This window comes from Enterobacter cloacae complex sp. BZL2005 (assembly GCF_049238885.1).
GTDB lineage: Bacteria > Pseudomonadota > Gammaproteobacteria > Enterobacterales > Enterobacteriaceae > Enterobacter > Enterobacter roggenkampii.
The window spans coordinates 16,293-35,950 of sequence record NZ_JBMKGI010000010.1 but is presented as its reverse complement, the minus strand read 5'-3'; the positions used below and the strand labels follow the sequence as shown (position 1 = coordinate 35,950).

Sequence of the window (19,658 nt, the reverse complement as noted above, 5' to 3'; positions counted from 1 at the left end):
AGATAATTTTTAGTCTGACTCTCGCTCTATTGCATATGAGGTTTCAGTTCATGTCCTGCTACGCCGGGTGTCTGCGAAGCGGGGATTACCATTAACGAATAGTCTTAGTAGTACCGATAAAATGGCAGAGAAACGCAATATCTTTCTGGTTGGGCCTATGGGTGCCGGCAAAAGCACTATTGGGCGTCAGTTAGCTCAACAACTCAATATGGAATTTTACGATTCTGATCAAGAGATTGAGAAACGAACCGGAGCTGATGTGGGCTGGGTTTTCGACGTAGAAGGCGAAGAAGGTTTCCGTGACCGAGAAGAAAAAGTGATCAACGAACTCACGGAAAAACAGGGCATCGTTCTGGCAACAGGCGGCGGCTCTGTGAAATCTCGCGAAACCCGCAACCGTCTCTCCGCCCGTGGCGTAGTGGTCTATCTTGAGACGACCATTGAGAAACAGCTGGCACGTACGCAGCGCGATAAAAAGCGCCCGCTGCTGCAGGTTGAAACGCCACCACGCGAAGTTCTGGAAGCGTTGGCCGATGAACGCAATCCGCTGTATGAAGAGATTGCCGATGTGACCATTCGTACCGACGACCAGAGCGCTAAAGTGGTTGCAAACCAGATTATTCATATGCTGGAAAGCAACTGATTCTGGCTTTATATACACTCGCCTGCGGGTAAAAGCATTAAAGGTGGATGTCGCGTCATGGAGAGGATTACAGTTACTCTCGGGGAACGTAGTTACCCTATCACCATCGCGGCTGGTTTGTTTAACGACCCAGCTTCCTTTTTACCACTGAAAGCGGGTGATCAGGCGATGCTGGTCACCAACGAGACGCTGGCTCCGCTTTATCTCGACCGCGTACGCCACCTGCTTGAGCAGGCGGGCGTAAAAGTCGACAGTGTGATTCTCCCCGATGGCGAGCAGTATAAAAGCCTGACGGTACTGGATACCGTCTTTACCGCATTGCTGCAAAAACCGCATGGTCGCGATACGACACTGCTTGCCCTGGGCGGTGGTGTTGTGGGCGATCTGACCGGCTTTGCGGCCGCAAGCTATCAGCGTGGTGTCCGCTTTATTCAAATCCCTACCACGCTGCTGTCCCAGGTCGACTCCTCTGTCGGTGGCAAAACGGCAGTGAACCATCCGCTCGGCAAAAACATGATTGGCGCGTTCTACCAGCCCGCATCGGTGGTGGTGGATCTCGACTGTCTGAAAACCCTGCCGAAGCGCGAACTGGCTTCGGGTCTGGCGGAAGTGATCAAATACGGCATTATTCTGGACGGCGAGTTCTTTAACTGGCTTGAAGAGAATATGGATGCGCTGCTGGGCCTCGATGAGGCAAAACTGGCATACTGCATTCGTCGTTGCTGTGAGCTGAAAGCAGAAGTTGTTGCCGCAGACGAGCGTGAAACGGGCTTACGTGCTTTACTGAATCTTGGGCATACGTTTGGTCACGCGATTGAAGCCGAAATGGGTTACGGCAACTGGCTGCACGGTGAAGCCGTCGCGGCCGGCATGGTGATGGCTGCCCGCACCTCTGAACGTCTCGGACAGTTCAAACCGGAAGAGACGGCACGTATCATTGCGCTGCTTGAGCGTGCAGGTTTGCCGGTGACCGGGCCGCAGGAGATGTCGGCGCAAGCGTATTTACCCCACATGATGCGCGATAAAAAAGTATTGGCAGGTGAGATGCGTCTTGTACTCCCGCTTGCAATAGGGAAGAGTGAAGTGCGCGGCGGAGTGCCGCACGATGTCGTTCTTGGCGCTATCGCTGACTGTCAGCAGGCGTAACAACTAGAAAGGTCAGGCCACTGTCGCAGGTGGTCGTTTAGCTTCAGGTGAAATGCAAAGTCGTTGGCATAAGCCTTTGAGTGGGGTGTTAAATGGATGAATTCAAACCAGAAGACGAGCTGAAACCCGATCCCAGCGATCGTCGTACTGGTCGTTCTCGTCAATCTTCAGAACGTGATAACGAGCCGCAGATCAACTTTGACGATGTTGATCTGGATGCAGACGATCGTCGCCCTTCGCGCAGCCGCAACGCGCACGAAGAGCGAGCAGAAGAGGATTATGAGTCCGAAGAAGATTCAATGGACGAACAGCCTGTAGAGCGTCGCCCGCGTAAACGTAAAAAAGCCGCTGCGCCAAAACCGGCGTCCCGCCAGTACATTATGATGGGCCTTGGCGTTCTGGTGCTTGTGCTGCTGATTGTCGGCATTGGCTCCGCGCTTAAAGCACCGTCAACGAACTCAACCGAGCAAACGGCTTCCGCTGAGAAGAGCATCAACCTTTCCGGTAACGATGCGTCCAATCAGGCGAATGGCGCACAGCCAGCGCCGGGTGCTACTTCCGCAGAGCAGACCGCCGGTAACACCACAGCGCCGCAGGATGTTTCTCTGCCGCCCGTTTCTTCAACCCCAGCTCAGGGTCAGGCACCTGCTACGCCAGAAGGTCAGCAGCGTGTGGAAGTTCAGGGAGACCTGAACAATGCGCTGACGCAGCCGCAGAACCAGCAGCAGGTTGATAACGTCGTGGTTAACTCTACGCTGCCAACTGAACCTGCAACCGTTGCCCCGATTCGCGGTGGTAACGCTCAGCCGCAAACGACCGCGACGGAAACCAAACCGCACCAGACGCAGACTGCGACACGTCCTGAACGTAAGCAGGCAGTGATTGAGCCTAAGCGTGAAACCAAACCTCAGGCAGTGGTAAAAGCGCCTGAAGTGAAAGCCGTACCGGCCCAGCCGAAACGCACGGAAACGGCTGCGGTGAGCGAGCCTGCTAAAGCGCCCGTCACGCAGACTGCGCCGAAAGCCACGGCGACCACCACGGCACCGGCTGCCACAGCGGCACCAGCCGCGACGGCAACCGCATCCAGCAGCGCGGCAGGTAAAACGGCAGGTAACGTCGGTTCGCTGAAGTCTGCGCCTTCCAGCAACTACACGCTGCAGCTGAGCAGTTCGTCTAACTACGACAACCTCAACAGCTGGGCGAAGAAATCAAATCTGAAAAACTATGTTGTTTATCAGACGACCCGTAACGGTCAGCCGTGGTATGTGCTGGTGAGTGGTGTTTATTCGTCAAAAGATGAAGCAAAACGTGCCGTAGCGGCGCTGCCAGCTGACGTTCAGGCGAAGAACCCATGGGCGAAGCCGATTCATCAGGTTCAGGCCGATCTGAAGTAATGTTTAAAGCGCAGGATGCTGTCGGAGCTTTCTCCACAGCCGGAGAAGGTGTAATCAGTTAGTCAGCATGAAAAAAAATCGCGCTTTTCTGAAATGGGCAGGGGGGAAATACCCCCTGCTCGATGATATTAAAAAGCACCTGCCTGAAGGCGAGTGTCTTATCGAACCTTTCGTGGGTGCGGGATCGGTGTTCCTCAACACCGATTTTTCTCGTTATATCCTGGCGGATATCAACAGCGACCTTATCAGCCTCTATAACATCGTTAAGCTCCGTACCGATGAGTATGTCGCAGAGGCGCGCAAGCTGTTTACGCCCGAGAACAATAATCCGGACGTTTACTACCAGTTCCGCGCGGAGTTTAACCAGAGCCAGGATCCGTTCCGCAGAGCCCTGCTGTTCCTCTATCTCAATCGTCATGGTTACAACGGCCTGTGCCGGTATAACCTGCGCGGGGAATTTAACGTGCCGTTTGGTCGCTACAAGCGCCCGTATTTCCCACAGGACGAGCTTTATCACTTTGCTGAAAAAGCGCAGAACGCTGAGTTTCATTGCCTCTCCTATGAAGAGTGTATGGAACTGGCAGGCGTTAATTCGGTGGTTTACTGTGACCCGCCATACGCGCCGCTGTCTGCGACGGCGAACTTCACCGCCTACCACACCAACAGCTTCAGCCCTGCCGAGCAGGCGCGTCTGGCGGAGATGGCGGAAAAGCTGGTCAGCAAAAGAATTCCGGTGTTAATTTCGAATCACGACACGCCTGATACGCGCGAATGGTACAAAGCCGCGAAGCATTTTCAGGTTAAGGTGCGGCGTAGCATTAGCAGCAACGGCGGCACACGTAAAAAGGTGGACGAACTCCTGGCTCTTTATCGCCCCTGAGCCGTTTTGCCCGCCGGTAAACACATTTCAAGGAGAAGCGGATGAAACAGTTTTTGATTGCTCCCTCAATTCTGTCGGCCGATTTTGCCCGCCTGGGTGAAGATACCGCCAACGCACTGGCGGCTGGCGCGGATGTCGTCCATTTCGACGTGATGGATAACCACTACGTTCCTAACCTGACCATCGGTCCGATGGTGCTCAAGGCGCTGCGTAACTATGGCATTACCGCCCCGATCGACGTTCACCTGATGGTGAAACCGGTTGATCGCATCGTGCCTGACTTCGCCGCGGCGGGTGCCAGCATCATCACCTTCCATCCGGAAGCCTCTGAACATGTGGATCGCACGCTGCAGCTGATCAAAGAGAACGGCTGTAAAGCGGGTCTGGTGTTTAACCCGGCCACGCCGCTGAGCTATCTCGACTATGTCATGGATAAGCTGGACGTGATCCTGCTGATGTCCGTTAACCCCGGTTTTGGCGGCCAGTCATTCATTCCTCACACGCTGGATAAGCTGCGTGAAGTCCGCCGTCGTATCGACGAGTCAGGCTACGACATTCGTCTGGAAGTAGACGGCGGCGTGAAAGTGAATAACATTGGTGAAATTGCGGCGGCAGGCGCGGATATGTTCGTTGCTGGTTCAGCCATTTTCGACCAACCGGATTACAAAAAAGTCATTGATGAAATGCGCCGCGAGCTGGCGAAGGTAAATCATGGATAAATTACAGGCTATTCGGGGTGTGGCATTCGACCTCGACGGCACGCTGGTTGACAGCGCGCCGGGCTTAACGAGCGCCGTCGACCAGGCGCTGTATGCACTTGAACTCCCCGTTGCGGGTGAAGAGCGCGTCGTCACGTGGATTGGCAACGGCGCCGATGTTCTGATGGCGCGCGCGTTGACGTGGGCGCGTCAGGAGCGTGCGTCGCAGCGTTCCGCCCAGGGGAAACCGAGCGTCGATCACGCGGATATCCCGCAGGAAGAGCAGCTGCGTATTCTGCGCAAACTGTTCGATCGTTTCTATGAAGAGACCGTCGAGGAGGGCAGCTTCCTGTTCCCGGACGTTCAGGAAACGCTGAGCGCGCTGCACGCGAAGGGCATCCCGCTGGGTCTGGTGACCAACAAACCCACGCCGTTTGTCGCACCGCTGCTCGACGCGCTCAATATCGCGAAGTATTTCTCCGTGATTGTGGGCGGCGACGACGTGCAGAACAAAAAGCCCCATCCGGAACCGCTGCTGCTGGTGGCAGGAAAATTATCCTTAACGCCTGCGGAGCTGCTCTTTGTCGGCGATTCCCGCAATGATATTCTGGCTGCCCGCGCGGCCGGGTGTCCTTCCGTGGGGTTAACCTATGGCTACAACTACGGTGAAGCCATCACGCTGAGTGAGCCGGACGTCGTTTTCGACCACTTCAAAGATTTGTTGCCCGCACTCGGGCTTTCGCACAGTGAACATCAGGAATTGAACAATGACTAAGCCCATCGTTTTTAGTGGCGCACAGCCTTCAGGTGAATTGACCATTGGTAACTACATGGGTGCGTTACGTCAGTGGGTCAGCATGCAGGATGACTACCATTGCATTTACTGCATCGTCGATCTCCATGCGATTACCGCCCGTCAGGATCCTGAGAAGCTGCGCAAAGCCACGCTGGACACCCTGGCGCTGTATCTGGCCTGCGGCATCGATCCAGAGAAGAGCACCATTTTCGTTCAGTCGCACGTGCCGGAGCACGCGCAGCTGGGCTGGGCGCTGAACTGCTACACCTATTTCGGCGAGCTGAGCCGCATGACGCAGTTCAAGGATAAATCCGCGCGCTACTCTGAAAACATCAACGCCGGACTGTTTGACTATCCGGTACTGATGGCGGCAGACATCTTGCTGTACCAGACAAACCAGGTACCTGTCGGCGAAGACCAGAAGCAGCACCTGGAGCTGAGCCGCGATATCGCCCAGCGCTTTAACGCGATCTACGGCGATGTGTTTAAAGTACCAGAGCCATTTATTCCGAAGTCCGGCGCACGCGTGATGTCGCTGCTGGAGCCGACCAAGAAGATGTCCAAGTCTGACGATAACCGCAACAACGTTATCGGCCTGCTGGAAGATCCGAAATCGGTTGTCAAAAAGCTCAAGCGCGCGGTGACCGATTCCGACGAGCCGCCAGTCGTGCGCTACGACGTGCAGAACAAAGCGGGCGTCTCCAACCTGCTGGATATCCTCTCGGGCGTCACCGGCCAGAGCATCCCTGAGCTGGAAAAACACTTCGAAGGCAAGATGTACGGCCACCTGAAAGGCGAAGTGGCAGATGCCGTTTCCGGCATGCTGACCGAGCTGCAGGAGCGTTATCACCGCTACCGTAACGACGAAGCGTTCCTGCAGAAAGTGATGAAAGAGGGGGCGGAAAAAGCCAGCGCGCGCGCGTCCGAAACCCTGAAAGCGGTGTATGAAGCGATTGGGTTTGTGGCGAAACCTTAAGCCGCTGTGCCGGGTGGCGGCTTCGCCTTACCCGGCCTACGGGACCGTGTAGGTCGGGTAAGCGTCAGCGCCACCCGACAAAAAAACTCTCCGCATCAACAAAAAAACCGGGACATCCCGGTTTTTTTATGCCTGTAAAACGCTTACTGCTGTGCCGACGGGCCGCAACCACCGATGATCTTCGAAATGGAGATCGCCGGGTGCAGCAGGTAATCGTAGCTGCAGTTATTTTTGGTGTTCTGTACGTGACCGGTGCAGGCCGTCAGAGTCGATAACAGGCCAACCAGAACGGCGGCCTTTGCCAGTTTGAACATACGCATTCCTTGTCTTTAAAACGAAAATTGGATGTAACTCAAGGGAATAAAGGGAAAAGTTCCACTTCGGGGCGGTATGTTATCGGTAGCGGTAAGAGGGGAGTAGTCCGCTTAAGGACTACTCCAGGAAGGGAGAATATGCGTTAGTGATTCGAGAACCAGTTCAGCCTGTCGCGCAGTTCAACCACGCGGCCCACCACAATCAGCGCCGGGCTTTCGACCTGCTGCGCCAGCTCGCCTAACTGCGTCAGCACGCCATCCACTACGCGCTGCGTAATGGCGGTGCCGTTTTCGACCAGCGCGACGGGCATATCCGCATTCATACCGTGCTCCAGCAGCTTCGCCTGAATCGTGGCGGCCTGATTGAGCCCCATGTAGAACACCAGCGTCTGCTTTTCGGCGGCCAGGTTATGCCAGTCCAGCTCGCTGCCGGTCTTCAGATGGCCCGTCACCAGACGCACGCTCTGAGCGTAGTCGCGATGGGTCAGCGGAATGCCAGAGTACGCTGAACAGCCGGACGCCGCCGTAATGCCGGGCACCACGGAGAACGGAATACCCGCGTCGCACAGGGTTTCCAGCTCTTCACCGCCGCGTCCAAAGATAAACGGATCGCCCCCCTTCAGGCGCACCACGCGTTTTCCCTTTTGCGCTTCGCGCAGCAGGATCTGGTTAATCTCCTCCTGCGGCACGCAGTGGTAGCCCGCGCGTTTGCCCACGAAAACGCGGTCGGCGTCGCGGCGCACCAGGTTCATGATGTCATCGGAGACCAGACGGTCGTACACCACGATATCCGCCTGCTGGATCTGCTGTAGCCCTTTCAGCGTCAGCAAACCCGCATCTCCGGGGCCTGCGCCTACCAGCACCACTTCGCCGCGATGGTCCAGCGGTTCGCTTAGCAACTGCTCGGTCGTCTCTTCAACGGCTTTGGTGTCCTGATTCGCCAGCGACTGCGCCAGCCTGTCGTTCACAAAGAATTTTTCCCAGAAGCGACGGCGCTCGCCCACGGTCGCGAAGGTTTGCTTCACGCGTGAACGCAGCTGACCGGCATAATGCGCAATCTGGCCAAGGTGTTGAGGCAACAGGGCTTCCAGTTTTTCCCGCAGCAGACGCGCGAGAACCGGCGAACGTCCCCCGGACGATACCGCAATCATCAGCGGCGAGCGGTCGATAATCGACGGCATGATAAAGCTGGCTTCTTTCGGCGCATCCACCACGTTGCAGAAGATACGGCGCGCCTCGCAGGCGTCGCTCACGCGCTGGTTCACTTCATCGTCATCCGTCGCGGCAATGGTCAGCCAGCAGGTGTCCAGCAGGGATTCATTAAACGCACCCTGTTCCAGCGTGAGCATCCCTTCCTGGGCCCAAACCTCAAACTGGGGGGCGAAGGACAGGGCATTCACGGTCAGGCGGGCGCCAGCCTCTAGCAGCAGGCGCGCTTTGCGCTCGGCCACGTCGCCGCCGCCCACGAGCAGGCAGTCGCGGTTGCGTAATTGACAAAAAATCGGCAGGTGATCCACGACGTTACCTCACAGCATTCATGGCGGGGGAAGAATTGACGTCAGGATAACAGCAGGAATCGTACAGAACATACGGTTTTTCCTGCCGTTACCCATAAGGGGTCATAAGCCTTTCCTATTGAAAAGGCGAGGGGTTACGCTTTCAGCTGCACCTCGCCGTCCTTCACTCGGACGTCGTAGTGTTTGACCGAGAAGCTTTCATCTTCCATGCAGAGTCCGTCGGTTAAGCGGAAACGCTGCTTTTTCAACGGGCTGGCGACCCACAGTTCACCCTGATGCTCGGCAATCAGTCCGCGGGAGAGCACGCTGGCCTCGAAGAACGGGTCGATGTTGCTGATAGCAAAGACCTGTTCATCGTGGCGAGGGCGGAAAATCGCCACCTGCTCGTTGCCCAACAGCGCACAGACGCCGGTGGCGGGGAGAATGTCGTTAATATTGCAGATGTTTACCCACTGGCTCATGCGTTTTCCTCCACCAGCGTGACCGGAATACGTTCATACGGCGTGGCCGGACGATGCTGTTCGCGCTCCGGCACCACCTGCACGTTCGGGTCGCGCTGGGTGCTGTTGATAAAGTGTTTGAAGCGCGTCTGCGCCGCCGGGGTGTTGACGGTTTCCGTCCACTCGCAGATCACCGCCTCGCGCAGGCGCGCCATTTCCGCTTCCAGATGCTCGTTCAGGCCCAGTTTGTCGTCGATAATGACCGATTTCAGGTAGTCGATGCCGCCCTCGAGGTTATCGAGCCAGGAGGCGGTACGGGTCAGCTTATCGGCGGTACGGATGTAGAACATCATGAAGCGGTCGAGATACTGAATCAGCGTGTCGCGATCGAGATCCGCCGCCAGCAGGTCCGCATGGCGCGGTTTCATCCCGCCGTTGCCGCATACATACAGGTTCCAGCCTTTTTCGGTGGCAATAATACCCACGTCTTTACCCTGCGCTTCCGCACATTCGCGGGTACAGCCGGAGACGCCGAACTTCATTTTGTGCGGGGTGCGGATGCCTTTGTAGCGGTTTTCCAGCTCAACGCCGAAGCCCACGCTATCGCCGACGCCGTAGCGACACCAGGTGCTGCCCACGCAGGTTTTCGCCATGCGCAGCGCTTTGGCGTACGCGTGGCCGGTTTCGAAGCCCGCTTCAATCAGCTGACGCCAGATTTCCGGCAGGTCGTCCTTCTGCGCGCCAAACAGGCCGATACGCTGGGAGCCGGTAATTTTGGTGTAGAGGTTAAATTCACGTGCGATACGGCCCACCGCGACCAGCCCTTCCGGCGTGATTTCACCACCGGCCGAGCGTGGAATCACGGAGTAGGTGCCGTCTTTCTGGATGTTGGCCAGGAAGTTGTCGTTGGTGTCCTGCAGCGGCGTATGCTCGGGTTTGAGCACGTACTCGTTCCAGCAGGAGGCCAGCAGGGAGCCGACGGTCGGTTTACACACTTCACAGCCGTAGCCCTGGCCGTGCTTCGCCAGCAGTTCGTCGAAGGACTTGATGCCTTCCACGCGGATCAGATGGTACAGCTCCTGGCGAGAGTAAGCGAAGTGCTCGCACAGGTTGTTGTTCACTTCGATGCCCTGTTTCGCCAGCTCGGCGTTCAGCACCTGGGTGACCAGCGGAATACAGCCGCCGCAGCCGGTACCGGCTTTGGTTTCCGCTTTCAGCGCCGCAACGGTGTGGCACCCTTTGTTGATCGCGGAGATCAGCATGCCTTTGGTGACGTCGAAGCAGGAGCAAATCTGCGCGCTGTCCGGCAGTTTATCCACGCCGATGGACGGCTTACCGCTGGAGGCGTGCGCCGGGAGGATCAGCGCGTCCGGGTTTTCCGGCAGCTCGATGGCGTTGAGCACCAGCTGGAGCAGGTTACCGAAGTCGCTGGTGTCGCCCACCAGCACCGCGCCGAGCAGGGTTTTGTTGTCCTGGCTGACGATGAGACGTTTGTAGACCTCTTTGCTTTCGTCGAGATAGACGTAGCTGCGCGCGCCGGGCGTGCGACCATGCGCATCGCCAATACCGCCTACGTCCACGCCCAGCAGCTTCAGCTTGGCGCTCATGTCTGCGCCGGTGAAGGCGTTTTCGCTGCCGAGGATATGATCCACGGCGACCTGCGCCATTTTGTAGCCCGGCGCCACCAGGCCGTATACGCGGTTGTTCCAGCTGGCGCATTCGCCGATGGCGTAGATATCCGGATCGGAGGTCTGGCAGGTGTCGTTAATCATGATCCCGCCGCGCTGCGCGACGGCCAGGCCGCACTGGGTCGCCAGCTTGTCGCGCGGACGAATGCCGGTGGAGAAGACGATGAAGTCCACCTCCAGCTCGCTGCCGTCGGCAAAGCGCATGGTTTTGCGCGCTTCAGTCCCTTCCTGAACGATCTCTTTGGTGTTCTTGCTGGTGTGAACCTTCACGCCCATGCTTTCGATCTTACGGCGCAGCTGATCGCCACCCATGTGGTCGAGCTGTTCGGCCATCAGCATTGGCGCAAATTCGATAACGTGGGTTTCAACACCGAGGTTTTTGAGCGCGCCAGCCGCTTCCAGGCCCAGCAGACCGCCGCCGACCACCGCGCCGCGTTTGCTTCGACGCGCGCAGGATTCGATGGCGTTGAGGTCCTCAATCGTGCGATAAACGAAGCAATCCTGAGTCTCCGAGCCTTTAATGGGTGGGATCCACGGATACGAGCCCGTCGCCATGATCAGCTTGTCGTAAAAAACCGTACGGCCGGCGCTGGAGTGGATCACTTTTTCCTGACGGTTGATGGTGATAGCGCGTTCGCCCACCAGCACTTTTACGCCATGCTTCTCGTAGAAACCTTCACGCACCAGAGAGAGCTCTTCGGCGGTATGATGGGAGAAGTAGGAAGACAGGTGCACACGGTCGTACGCCTTGCGGGGTTCTTCACAGAACACGGTAATATCGAACTGCTCAGCATCGGCTTTATCGAGAAGATCCTCAATAAAGCGGTGGCCGACCATGCCGTTACCGATGATAGCGAGTCTGACTTTGCTCATTATTGCCTCGATTTCTTTTCTATTATTGCCTACCTTAACGATTCAGCAGGGGCGCTTATTGATGCAAATCAAATACGCCTTCGCCTACTCCTTAGGTGGTATATGACTGATTTGTCAGGATTTTTATAAGTGGCGGAAATCGCAGGCTTTTCGTGTTCGTTGAATTTGTGTACAAATCAGGGGCGGTTTTGCAAAAATCGATACGCCTGAATATCAGCTGCGTTTATGAGGGGAAAGGTATGTCTACATCACCGTTATGGCTTGTTCAGAATGTGCGTTTACCGGGTCGGGAAGGGCTGTGGCAACTTGCCATCGAGAACGGGCGTTTTGGTGATATCACCCCCATGGACGATACCCACGCCGAAAGTTATGAGGTACTGAACGCGCGCGGTGGGCTTGCTCTCCCGCCGTTCATCGAGCCGCATATTCATCTTGATACCACCCAGACGGCGGGGGAGCCGAACTGGAACCAGTCCGGCACGCTGTTCGAAGGCATTGAACGCTGGGCGGAGCGCAAGGCGCTGCTCAGCCACGAGGATGTGAAAGCACGCGCCTGGAAAACGCTGAAGTGGCAAATCGCTAACGGCATTCAGTTTGTCCGCACCCATGTGGATGTCTCTGACCCAACGCTTACCGCCCTGAAGGCGATGCTGGAGGTGAAGCAGGAGGTGGCCCCGTGGGTAACGCTGCAAATCGTCGCGTTTCCGCAGGAAGGTATTCTCTCTTACCCGAACGGTGCGGCGCTGCTGGAAGAGGCGTTAAAACTGGGGGCCGACGTGGTGGGGGCGATCCCACATTTTGAGTTCACCCGTGAGTACGGCGTCCAGTCGCTGCACATCGCTTTTGAGCTGGCGAAGAAGTATGACCGCCCGCTGGATATCCACTGCGATGAAATTGACGACGAACAGTCGCGGTTTGTCGAGACGGTGGCCACGCTGGCGTATGAGGCCGGCATCGGCCCGCGCGTGACGGCCAGCCACACCACCGCCATGCACGCCTATAACGGCGCTTACACCTCGCGGCTCTTCCGTCTGCTGAAGATGTCGGGGATTAACTTCGTTGCGAACCCGCTGGTCAACATCCACCTGCAGGGGCGCTTTGATGACTATCCGAAGCGTCGCGGCATCACCCGCGTGAAAGAGCTGCAGGAGGCGGGCATTAACGTCTGCTTTGGTCATGACGACGTCTTCGACCCGTGGTACCCGCTCGGCACCGGCAATATGCTGCAGGTGCTGCATATGGGGCTACATGTCTGCCAGATGATGGGCTATCCGCAAATCGACAGCGGCCTGAACCTGATTACCCATAACAGCGCCCGCACCTTTGGCCTGAGCGATTACGGTATTGAAACGGGAAATCCGGCAAACCTGATTATCCTGCCTGCGGAGAGCGGGTTTGAAGCGGTGCGCTGTCAGGTGCCGGTGCGCTGGTCGATTCGTCAGGGGCGGATTATTGCCACTACGCAGCTGGCGCAGACCTGGATCCAGATGGATACCGGAGGAGAAGAGGTCAGTTTCGCCAGAAACAGCCCCTCTGCGTAATGCAAAGGGGCGCAGGGTTTAGTGCGATGTCGCTGCCGCGTTGTGCTGGCGGTGACGGGTCACAAAGCCCAGGATGAAGCACATGATGAACACCACGGCGTACAGACCGTTCGCGGTGTGCAGCGCGGCCAGCGGGCCGCTGTGGGCAACGATCGGGCCCGTCACCACGAAGGTCAGCATGGTGCCGATAGTGCCGCAGGTCAGAACGAAGTTAACCAGCTTCGGCGAGGCCACTTTGGTCTGCAGAGAGCCCAGGGTGATGATCGAGGTGTAAATCGCGCTGGAGAAGAAGCCCAGGGTCAGAATGAACCATGGCATATGCTCCGGGGAACCGTTGATGAACAGATACATCAGCACGGTCGCCAGGCCCGCCAGCACGGTCAGAATGCGCTGCAGGTCGAAGAAGCGCAGGATGAAGCTAAACGCCCACATGCCGAACATGTAGGACATCCAGAAATCGCTCACCAGTTTGCCCGCGTCGTTCAGGCTCATGCCCAGACCTTTGGCGTATTCCGGTACCCAGGAGATAAAGCCCAGCTGGCCCAGGATGTAGCACAGGGCGGCGATGGAGAGGAACAGCACGCCGATACCCCATTTCTCTTTCGCCACAGGCTCTGCCGTGGTTTGCGCTTTTTTACCCAGAACCGGGAAGTCGCAGCCGAAGGTCAGAATGAAAATAGCAACGTAGACCAGACCGATGCAGGCGTAGACCCAGTACCACTCAATGCTGCGCGCCAGCAGAACGGCAGCGACCATCGGGAAGATCATTCCGGCCATGCTGAAGAAGGAGTCGGTAAACAGCAGGCGCGCGCCGCGCTGGCGGCCTTCATACATATGGGTAATCAGGAACGTCCCGATCGACATGGTGATCCCGCTGACCAGGCCGAGCACGAACATGGCGGCTGAGAACAGGGCGATGCTGTGGCTGAGCATCAGACCCGCCACGGCGGCGACCATCAGCACGAAGCCGAAGCGAAGCTGGGTTTTCAGCGGCACGATTTCCATCAGCCAGGCATTCAGGAAGATAGAGATCAGGATCCCTGCGTTGAGGAAGGTGAAGGTGTTGCTCATGCTGGAAACGGGCAGCTGGAAGTAGTCTGCGATATTCCCCATCACCATCCCGGTGACGATCACCAACGCGCCGGTCAGGGCGTAGGAGAAGAAGCTGATCCATGTGAGCTTGATGCGATTGCTGTTAGTCATGTCTGGCCTGTTCAAAAAAAGAAAAGCGCCGAAGGGGCGCTGAGAGCGGGCAGATTTTAGTCGCTAAAGTGATCCATTCCTATCTTTTAAGGGTAATGATTATGTCATTGCAGGTTTTAATGTGATCTAAATCACATTAAGTGGCGGTCTAACCAATCGTTTGCGCAGTAATAATTATTTCAATTTCGTAAAATTAGGTAAAAGGCTGGTCTACGTTCATACTGCTCTTTAGAATCAAGCCATTCGCTTTTTATACTGCGCTTTGTTAAGGAATTCTCATGCTCAAATCAACACTGGCGGCTGTCGCAGCTGTGTTTGCTCTTTCTGCCGTTTCCCCTGCTGCGCTGGCAGCAAAAGGGGACCCTCACGTTCTGCTGACCACCTCCGCCGGGAATATTGAGCTGGAACTGAATAGCCAGAAAGCTCCGGTTTCTGTGAAAAACTTCCTCGACTATGTGAACAGTGGTTTCTATAACAACACCACCTTCCACCGCGTGATCCCGGGCTTTATGATTCAGGGCGGCGGCTTCAACGAGCAGATGCAGCAGAAACAGCCGAACCCGCCAATCAAAAACGAAGCGGACAACGGCCTGCTGAACAAACGCGGCACGATCTCTATGGCGCGTACCGCAGACAAAGATAGCGCGACCAGCCAGTTCTTCCTCAACGTGGCGGATAACGCCTTCCTCGACCACGGCCAGCGCGACTTCGGCTATGCGGTGTTCGGTAAAATCGTGAAAGGGATGGATGTGGCCGATAAGATTTCTCAGGTGCCTACCCATGACGTCGGTCCGTATCAGAATGTGCCGTCCAAACCTGTCGTGATCCTCTCCGCAAAAGTTCTGCCGTAACGTTCTTCGACGCGGGCGATGTTAGCCCGTGTTGTGACCCCTCCCTGCGAAAGCGCGTTTTGCTGCTTATACTTGTGGCAAACGGACTATTCAGGGAGGCGTTAAGTGAAAAAACTCACCGACAAGCAAAAATCCCGTCTCTGGGAGCAGCAGCGTAGCGTCAACTTTCAGGCCAGTTGTCTCCTTGAGAAAGGTAATGGTCCATCGGATCCCGAGATTGAGAGCCTGGCGCTTGGGCCTTCCGCGCCCGGGTTACCCCATCTGTGCCTTATTCACCGCCATCTCTACCGCAGAGAGATGAAGCGGGCAGGTGAGTTCCGTACCGACGATATTTTCAAAGGTGATATTCCCTTCTGCCATTTCGAATACATCGAAAAGATGGGTAATGAACTGATGGCGGCGCTGGAAAGCGAAAAGTATCTGGCTGGCCTTGAGAAAGCGGCGTTCATTGAAAAAATTAGCCATTATTATTGTGAAATCAACATGCTGCATCCTTTTGCGCGTGGTAACGGTATTGCTCAGCGCGTTTTCTTTGAGCAGCTGGCGATCCATGCGGGCTATTCACTGGACTGGCGCGATATCGATCCCGAGGAGTGGGTGTCCGCTAACCGCAGCGGCGCAACGGGGGATTTAACCGCGCTAAACGCGATCTTTGCCAAAGTAGTGAGCGAAGCGCGGGAATCTGAGTAGAATAGGGCGGCATTTTTTTCGGGAGCCGCCATGATTCTGCTGATTGATAACTACGATTCCTTCACCTGGAACCTTTACCAGTATTTTTGCGAACTGGGTGCAGAGGTGGTTGTCCGACGTAACGACGAGATTGGCCTGGCCGATATCGAGACGCTGGCTCCGCAGAAAATCGTGATTTCACCCGGCCCCTGCACGCCGTCGGAATCAGGTATTTCGCTGGAGGTTATCCAGCACTATGCCGGCAAGCTGCCGATCCTCGGCGTTTGTCTGGGCCATCAGGCGATTGCCCAGGCCTTTGGTGCCACCATCGTGCGCGCCGCCAAAGTCATGCACGGTAAAACCTCGCCGGTCACCCACACGGGCACCGGAGTGTTCACGGGGCTCAATAATCCGTTAACCGTGACGCGCTACCATTCGCTGGTGATTGACCCGTCGACGCTGCCCGACGGCTTTGAGGTGACCGCCTGGAGCGATACGCAGGAGATCATGGGGATTCGTCACCGCGAATGGGATCTCGAAGGCGTGCAGTTCCATCCGGAAAGCATCCTCAGCGAGCAGGGGCACGCGCTGCTGGCAAATTTCCTCCATCGCTGAATATTTGTTGCCTTGTTATGATTTTTTATGCATATTTTGTGATTATATTTTCACAATCAATGTGACATAAATGGATGGGCATGACATGGCAACTGAACAACCAGCAATTACCCGCGCGACATTCGATGAAGTGATTCTGCCGATTTATGCACCGGCTGAATTTATCCCGGTGAAGGGGAAAGGCAGCCGCGTCTGGGATCAGCAGGGCAAGGAGTATGTGGATTTCGCGGGCGGTATTGCGGTCACGGCGCTGGGTCATTGCCATCCCGCGCTGGTGGAGGCGCTGAAAACCCAGGGTGAAACCCTGTGGCACACCAGCAACGTGTTCACCAACGAACCGGCGCTGCGCCTGGGCCGTAAGATCATTGATGCCACGTTTGCCGAGCGCGTGCTGTTTATGAACTCCGGCACCGAAGCCAACGAAACCGCCTTTAAGCTGGCGCGCTACTACGCGACCACGCGCCACAGCCCGTACAAAACCAAAATCATCGCCTTCCACAATGCCTTCCACGGGCGCTCCTTCTTTACCGTCTCCGTTGGCGGCCAGCCGAAGTATTCCGACGGGTTTGGTCCGAAACCGGCCGACATCATCCACGTGCCGTTTAACGATCTGCACGCGGTGAAAGCGGTGATGGACGACCACACCTGCGCGGTGGTGGTCGAGCCTATTCAGGGGGAAGGCGGCGTGACCGCGGCAACCCCGGAATTCCTGAAAGGGCTGCGCGCGCTGTGCGACGAGCATCAGGCGCTGCTGGTGTTTGATGAAGTGCAGTGCGGGATGGGGCGTACCGGGGACCTGTTTGCCTATATGCACTACGGCGTGACGCCGGATATTCTGACCAGCGCGAAAGCGCTCGGCGGCGGTTTCCCGGTAAGTGCGGTCCTGACGACGCAGGAGATCGCCTCCGCGTTCCACGTCGGTTCTCATGGCTCTACCTACGGCGGTAACCCGCTGGCGAGCGCCGTAGCGGGGGCCGCGTTCGACATCATCAACACGCCAGAGGTGCTAAACGGCGTTAGCGCGAAGCGCGAGCTGTTTGTGAAGCACCTGAAGCAGATTGACGAGCAGTACGACGTGTTCAGCGCGATCCGCGGGATGGGGCTGCTGATTGGCGCCGAGCTGAAGCCGCAGTACAAGGGCCGCGCGCGCGACTTCCTGCACGCCGCCGCTCGCGAAGGGGTGATGGTGCTCAACGCCGGGCCGGACGTGATGCGCTTTGCGCCGTCGCTGGTGGTGGAAGACAAAGACATCGAAGACGGCTTAACCCGCTTTGCCGCGGCGGTTGCAAAGATCGTTAAAGGCTAATATTCGGTTCGTTTCAACCTTCGCGTTAACCAAACCCCATGATGCGGACGCTGACGCCATGCCACCGACGAAATGGTGTGCATGGTGTTCAGATGCCCCAGCACGCGCTGCAAGTGTTGCTCCAGGGTGCTCATTGGCCCGTGGGTTAACGTCTCCGGCGCTTCCAGAATATTTAAATCCCCCGACTCGCCCGGTGAGTCATACTCCAGACGCTGCTGGCAGCGCTGCAACGCAATTTCACACGACTGCAGGTAGCGCTGCGCCAGATCCGGCGTCAGCATCGTGTGCTCGCGCGCCAGCGTCGTCATGGCGTTAATGTGCTCAACGATAAACTGACTGTGCGTTACCCACAGCTTCATATCGGCCAGATAATGTGAGTTAAAGCCCGGCTCCTGCATCGCCTGGTTGAGCGAGTTGAACAGGGCGTTGTGCGCCTGGTTGACCTTCATGCGTTGATACGCCAGCGGGGAGGGCTGCGGGTCGTCGCTCAGGATGAGGCGAATGGCCTGCTGGTCGGCCTCCAGCGCGTCGTGGGCGTTCTGCCTGAGCAGCCCGCTCTGCCACTGCGGCCACAGCCAGACCATGCCGCCGAAGGCAATCAGGCAGCCGATCAGGGTATCAATCAGCCTGGCGACAATAAACTGTTCGCCGTTCAGCGTAAGCAGCTGCAGGGTGTATACCGCCGTCACCGTAAAGCCCACCATCGCCCAGCCGTAATTTTTGCGGATAATCAGGTAGCTCACCAGCGTGATCGCCAGCATGCCTGCCAGGGTATAGCCTTCCGGCACGTGGAAGTGCAGCGTTACGCCTGCAATGATCAGCCCGGCCATGGTGCCGCCCGCCCGGTGCAGAATACGCACCCGCGTGGCGCCGTAGCCGTTCTGGGTGACGAACAGCACGGTCATTAAGATCCAGTAGGGCTTCGGCAGATGCAGCGCCATGCCCATCAGGCTGGCGATACTGAGCATCACGCTAATTCGTGCGGCATTGCGCAGGGCGGACGATTTGAGAGACAGATAGCTTTTGAGCGCGGGCAACAGGGGAAGCCGTTTTTGTTTATCCGCCATCAGGTCGCGGGAATAAAGCGGGCGCTGGGTGCGCAGCACGCGGGCGATGCGGCTGAAGTGCCAGGCGGCAAACTGGCCGACCGGGTTATCCGGATGCTGACGGGCGATTTTCTCCAGCGCGCCGAGCTGTTTTTCCATATTAAAGCGCGTGGGATAGCGGTGGTAGAGAATATCGTCAGCCAGCACGCGCAGGCGTGCCGAGAAGGTCTGCGCGTTCCAGCGGATCACCGCTTCGGCGTGGCTGCGCTCAACCAGCTTTTGCACCTCCTGCGGGTGGTGCAGGCTAACGGAGATATGCTCCTGCAGATCCAGGCCTACCTGGAAGGTGCGCAGCAGCCGTTTGTATTCGTGGTTCTTGTTGGCGGCGAGCATATGCAGCTGCTGATAGCACTGGCTTATCAGATCCACCACCTTCTGCTGGCGCGTCAGCAGCGGCGGTAAGGCTTTTTCCGGATCGGTATGCTGGGTGAGCAGGGTGTATTTGGCTTCGCAGTATTCCGCCAACTGCACATAGAGCAGGCTCAGGGATTCGCGCAGCGGCTGTTCCCGCCACAGCCAGAACCAGAACCAGTTAAACAGCCCGTACCACAGTGTCCCCAGCGCGTAGATCAGTAGCGGCTCCCACACCGGCATATTCCCGGCGAGGCTCAGCGTGAAGATGGCCGCAATCAGCGAGGCGGGTAGCAGGCGGGCGTGCAGCGAGCTGATTTCCGCCGTGACGCCGAGCGTCATCGCCAGCACCGTCAGGATCAGCGGCAGCGGGATATCCCGGGCCAGTAAAAGCTGTACGGCAAGGCTACAGCCAGCAAACAGGCAGCCGCCCACGATCAGACGTTTGAAAAAGCGCTTATGCGGTGTGTCCAGGCCAGCAATGTTGCAGCAGGCGGGCACGAGGGAAAAGAGCAGGCCTTGCTGAAGGTGTCCGAGGATCAGGCCGATGGCCACGGGTAGACACAACACCAGCGTTTGTCGCAGTGCGTAGTTAACTTCCGGGTGATAGATCAGCCTGCGCCACATGAGGAGTAGAGACAAAAACGGCGT

General features: G+C 57.1%; 18 protein-coding genes. 12 read left to right on the top strand and 6 right to left on the bottom strand.

The window, feature by feature from the left end:
* The first annotated feature begins 121 nt into the window (after window positions 1–121).
* From aroK to trpS, 7 genes are all read left to right on the top strand, one after another.
* On the top strand, window positions 122–643 hold the full coding sequence (gene aroK, locus ACOTXI_RS16600; RefSeq protein WP_003861630.1) for a shikimate kinase AroK: 522 nt from the start codon (window positions 122–124) through the stop codon (window positions 641–643).
* A gap of 57 nt (window positions 644–700) precedes the next feature.
* On the top strand, window positions 701–1,789 hold the full coding sequence (aroB, locus tag ACOTXI_RS16595; RefSeq protein ID WP_058654956.1) for a 3-dehydroquinate synthase: 1,089 nt from the start codon (window positions 701–703) through the stop codon (window positions 1,787–1,789).
* A 92-nt stretch (window positions 1,790–1,881) separates the two neighbouring features.
* Window positions 1,882–3,183 carry a cell division protein DamX gene (gene damX, locus ACOTXI_RS16590; protein ID WP_058654955.1) on the top strand — a complete coding sequence of 434 codons (1,302 nt, stop codon included), beginning with the start codon at window positions 1,882–1,884 and terminating at the stop codon, window positions 3,181–3,183.
* A gap of 67 nt (window positions 3,184–3,250) precedes the next feature.
* On the top strand, window positions 3,251–4,063 hold the full coding sequence (gene dam, locus ACOTXI_RS16585) for an adenine-specific DNA-methyltransferase (RefSeq protein WP_008503033.1): 813 nt from the start codon (window positions 3,251–3,253) through the stop codon (window positions 4,061–4,063).
* Window positions 4,064–4,104: 41 nt separating this feature from the next.
* The gene (rpe, locus tag ACOTXI_RS16580) at window positions 4,105–4,782 is read left to right on the top strand and encodes a ribulose-phosphate 3-epimerase (RefSeq protein WP_058654953.1); all 678 of its coding nucleotides are present in this window, start codon (window positions 4,105–4,107) and stop codon (window positions 4,780–4,782) included.
* Window positions 4,775–5,536 (top strand): phosphoglycolate phosphatase, encoded by a 762-nt coding sequence (gene gph / locus ACOTXI_RS16575; RefSeq protein WP_045372231.1) that lies wholly within the window; start codon window positions 4,775–4,777, stop codon window positions 5,534–5,536. Before rpe ends, gph begins: the two co-directional genes overlap by 8 nt.
* Window positions 5,529–6,533, top strand: a complete 1,005-nt coding sequence (gene trpS, locus ACOTXI_RS16570; protein WP_024907925.1) for a tryptophan--tRNA ligase — start codon at window positions 5,529–5,531, stop codon at window positions 6,531–6,533. The genes gph and trpS overlap by 8 nt, the downstream gene beginning before the upstream one ends.
* A 143-nt stretch (window positions 6,534–6,676) precedes the next feature.
* Here the strand turns inward: trpS and ACOTXI_RS16565 are convergent, their stop codons facing one another.
* The 4 genes from ACOTXI_RS16565 to nirB form a co-directional block, all read right to left on the bottom strand.
* Window positions 6,677–6,847, bottom strand: a complete 171-nt coding sequence (locus ACOTXI_RS16565) for a YhfL family protein (protein ID WP_058654947.1) — start codon at window positions 6,845–6,847, stop codon at window positions 6,677–6,679.
* A gap of 143 nt (window positions 6,848–6,990) precedes the next feature.
* Window positions 6,991–8,364, bottom strand: coding sequence for a siroheme synthase CysG (gene cysG, locus ACOTXI_RS16560; protein WP_008503028.1), 1,374 nt, complete (start codon window positions 8,362–8,364; stop codon window positions 6,991–6,993).
* Window positions 8,365–8,498: 134 nt separating this feature from the next.
* A complete protein-coding gene (nirD, locus tag ACOTXI_RS16555; protein WP_008503027.1) occupies window positions 8,499–8,825 on the bottom strand; it encodes a nitrite reductase small subunit NirD in 327 nt (108 codons plus the stop codon).
* Window positions 8,822–11,365: a nitrite reductase large subunit NirB gene (gene nirB, locus ACOTXI_RS16550; RefSeq protein WP_008503026.1), complete on the bottom strand. Its 2,544-nt coding sequence runs from the start codon at window positions 11,363–11,365 to the stop codon at window positions 8,822–8,824. The genes nirD and nirB overlap by 4 nt, the downstream gene beginning before the upstream one ends.
* 239 nt (window positions 11,366–11,604) lie before the next feature.
* On the opposite strand from nirB, the gene ACOTXI_RS16545 reads away from it, so the two are divergent.
* Window positions 11,605–12,906 carry a cytosine deaminase gene (locus ACOTXI_RS16545; RefSeq protein ID WP_008503025.1) on the top strand — a complete coding sequence of 434 codons (1,302 nt, stop codon included), beginning with the start codon at window positions 11,605–11,607 and terminating at the stop codon, window positions 12,904–12,906.
* 18 nt (window positions 12,907–12,924) lie between these two features.
* Here ACOTXI_RS16545 and tsgA read toward each other — a convergent pair whose 3' ends face one another.
* A complete protein-coding gene (gene tsgA, locus ACOTXI_RS16540; protein WP_058654946.1) occupies window positions 12,925–14,109 on the bottom strand; it encodes an MFS transporter TsgA in 1,185 nt (394 codons plus the stop codon).
* A 278-nt stretch (window positions 14,110–14,387) separates the two neighbouring features.
* On the opposite strand from tsgA, the gene ppiA reads away from it, so the two are divergent.
* From ppiA to argD, 4 genes are all read left to right on the top strand, one after another.
* Window positions 14,388–14,960 carry a peptidylprolyl isomerase A gene (ppiA, locus tag ACOTXI_RS16535; protein WP_014885514.1) on the top strand — a complete coding sequence of 191 codons (573 nt, stop codon included), beginning with the start codon at window positions 14,388–14,390 and terminating at the stop codon, window positions 14,958–14,960.
* 105 nt (window positions 14,961–15,065) lie between these two features.
* A complete protein-coding gene (locus ACOTXI_RS16530) occupies window positions 15,066–15,650 on the top strand; it encodes a putative adenosine monophosphate-protein transferase Fic (RefSeq protein ID WP_008503022.1) in 585 nt (194 codons plus the stop codon).
* A 30-nt stretch (window positions 15,651–15,680) separates the two neighbouring features.
* Complete coding sequence (gene pabA, locus ACOTXI_RS16525) at window positions 15,681–16,244, top strand: aminodeoxychorismate synthase component 2 (protein ID WP_008503021.1); 564 nt, start codon at window positions 15,681–15,683, stop codon at window positions 16,242–16,244.
* An 85-nt stretch (window positions 16,245–16,329) separates the two neighbouring features.
* On the top strand, window positions 16,330–17,550 hold the full coding sequence (argD, locus tag ACOTXI_RS16520; RefSeq protein WP_181008256.1) for a bifunctional acetylornithine/succinyldiaminopimelate transaminase: 1,221 nt from the start codon (window positions 16,330–16,332) through the stop codon (window positions 17,548–17,550).
* On the opposite strand, the gene ACOTXI_RS16515 is transcribed toward argD, so the two are convergent.
* The gene (locus ACOTXI_RS16515) at window positions 17,547–19,634 is read right to left on the bottom strand and encodes a YccS/YhfK family putative transporter (RefSeq protein ID WP_058654944.1); all 2,088 of its coding nucleotides are present in this window, start codon (window positions 19,632–19,634) and stop codon (window positions 17,547–17,549) included. The two genes, argD and ACOTXI_RS16515, sit on opposite strands and share 4 nt — an antisense overlap.
* Window positions 19,635–19,658: the final 24 nt, after the last annotated feature.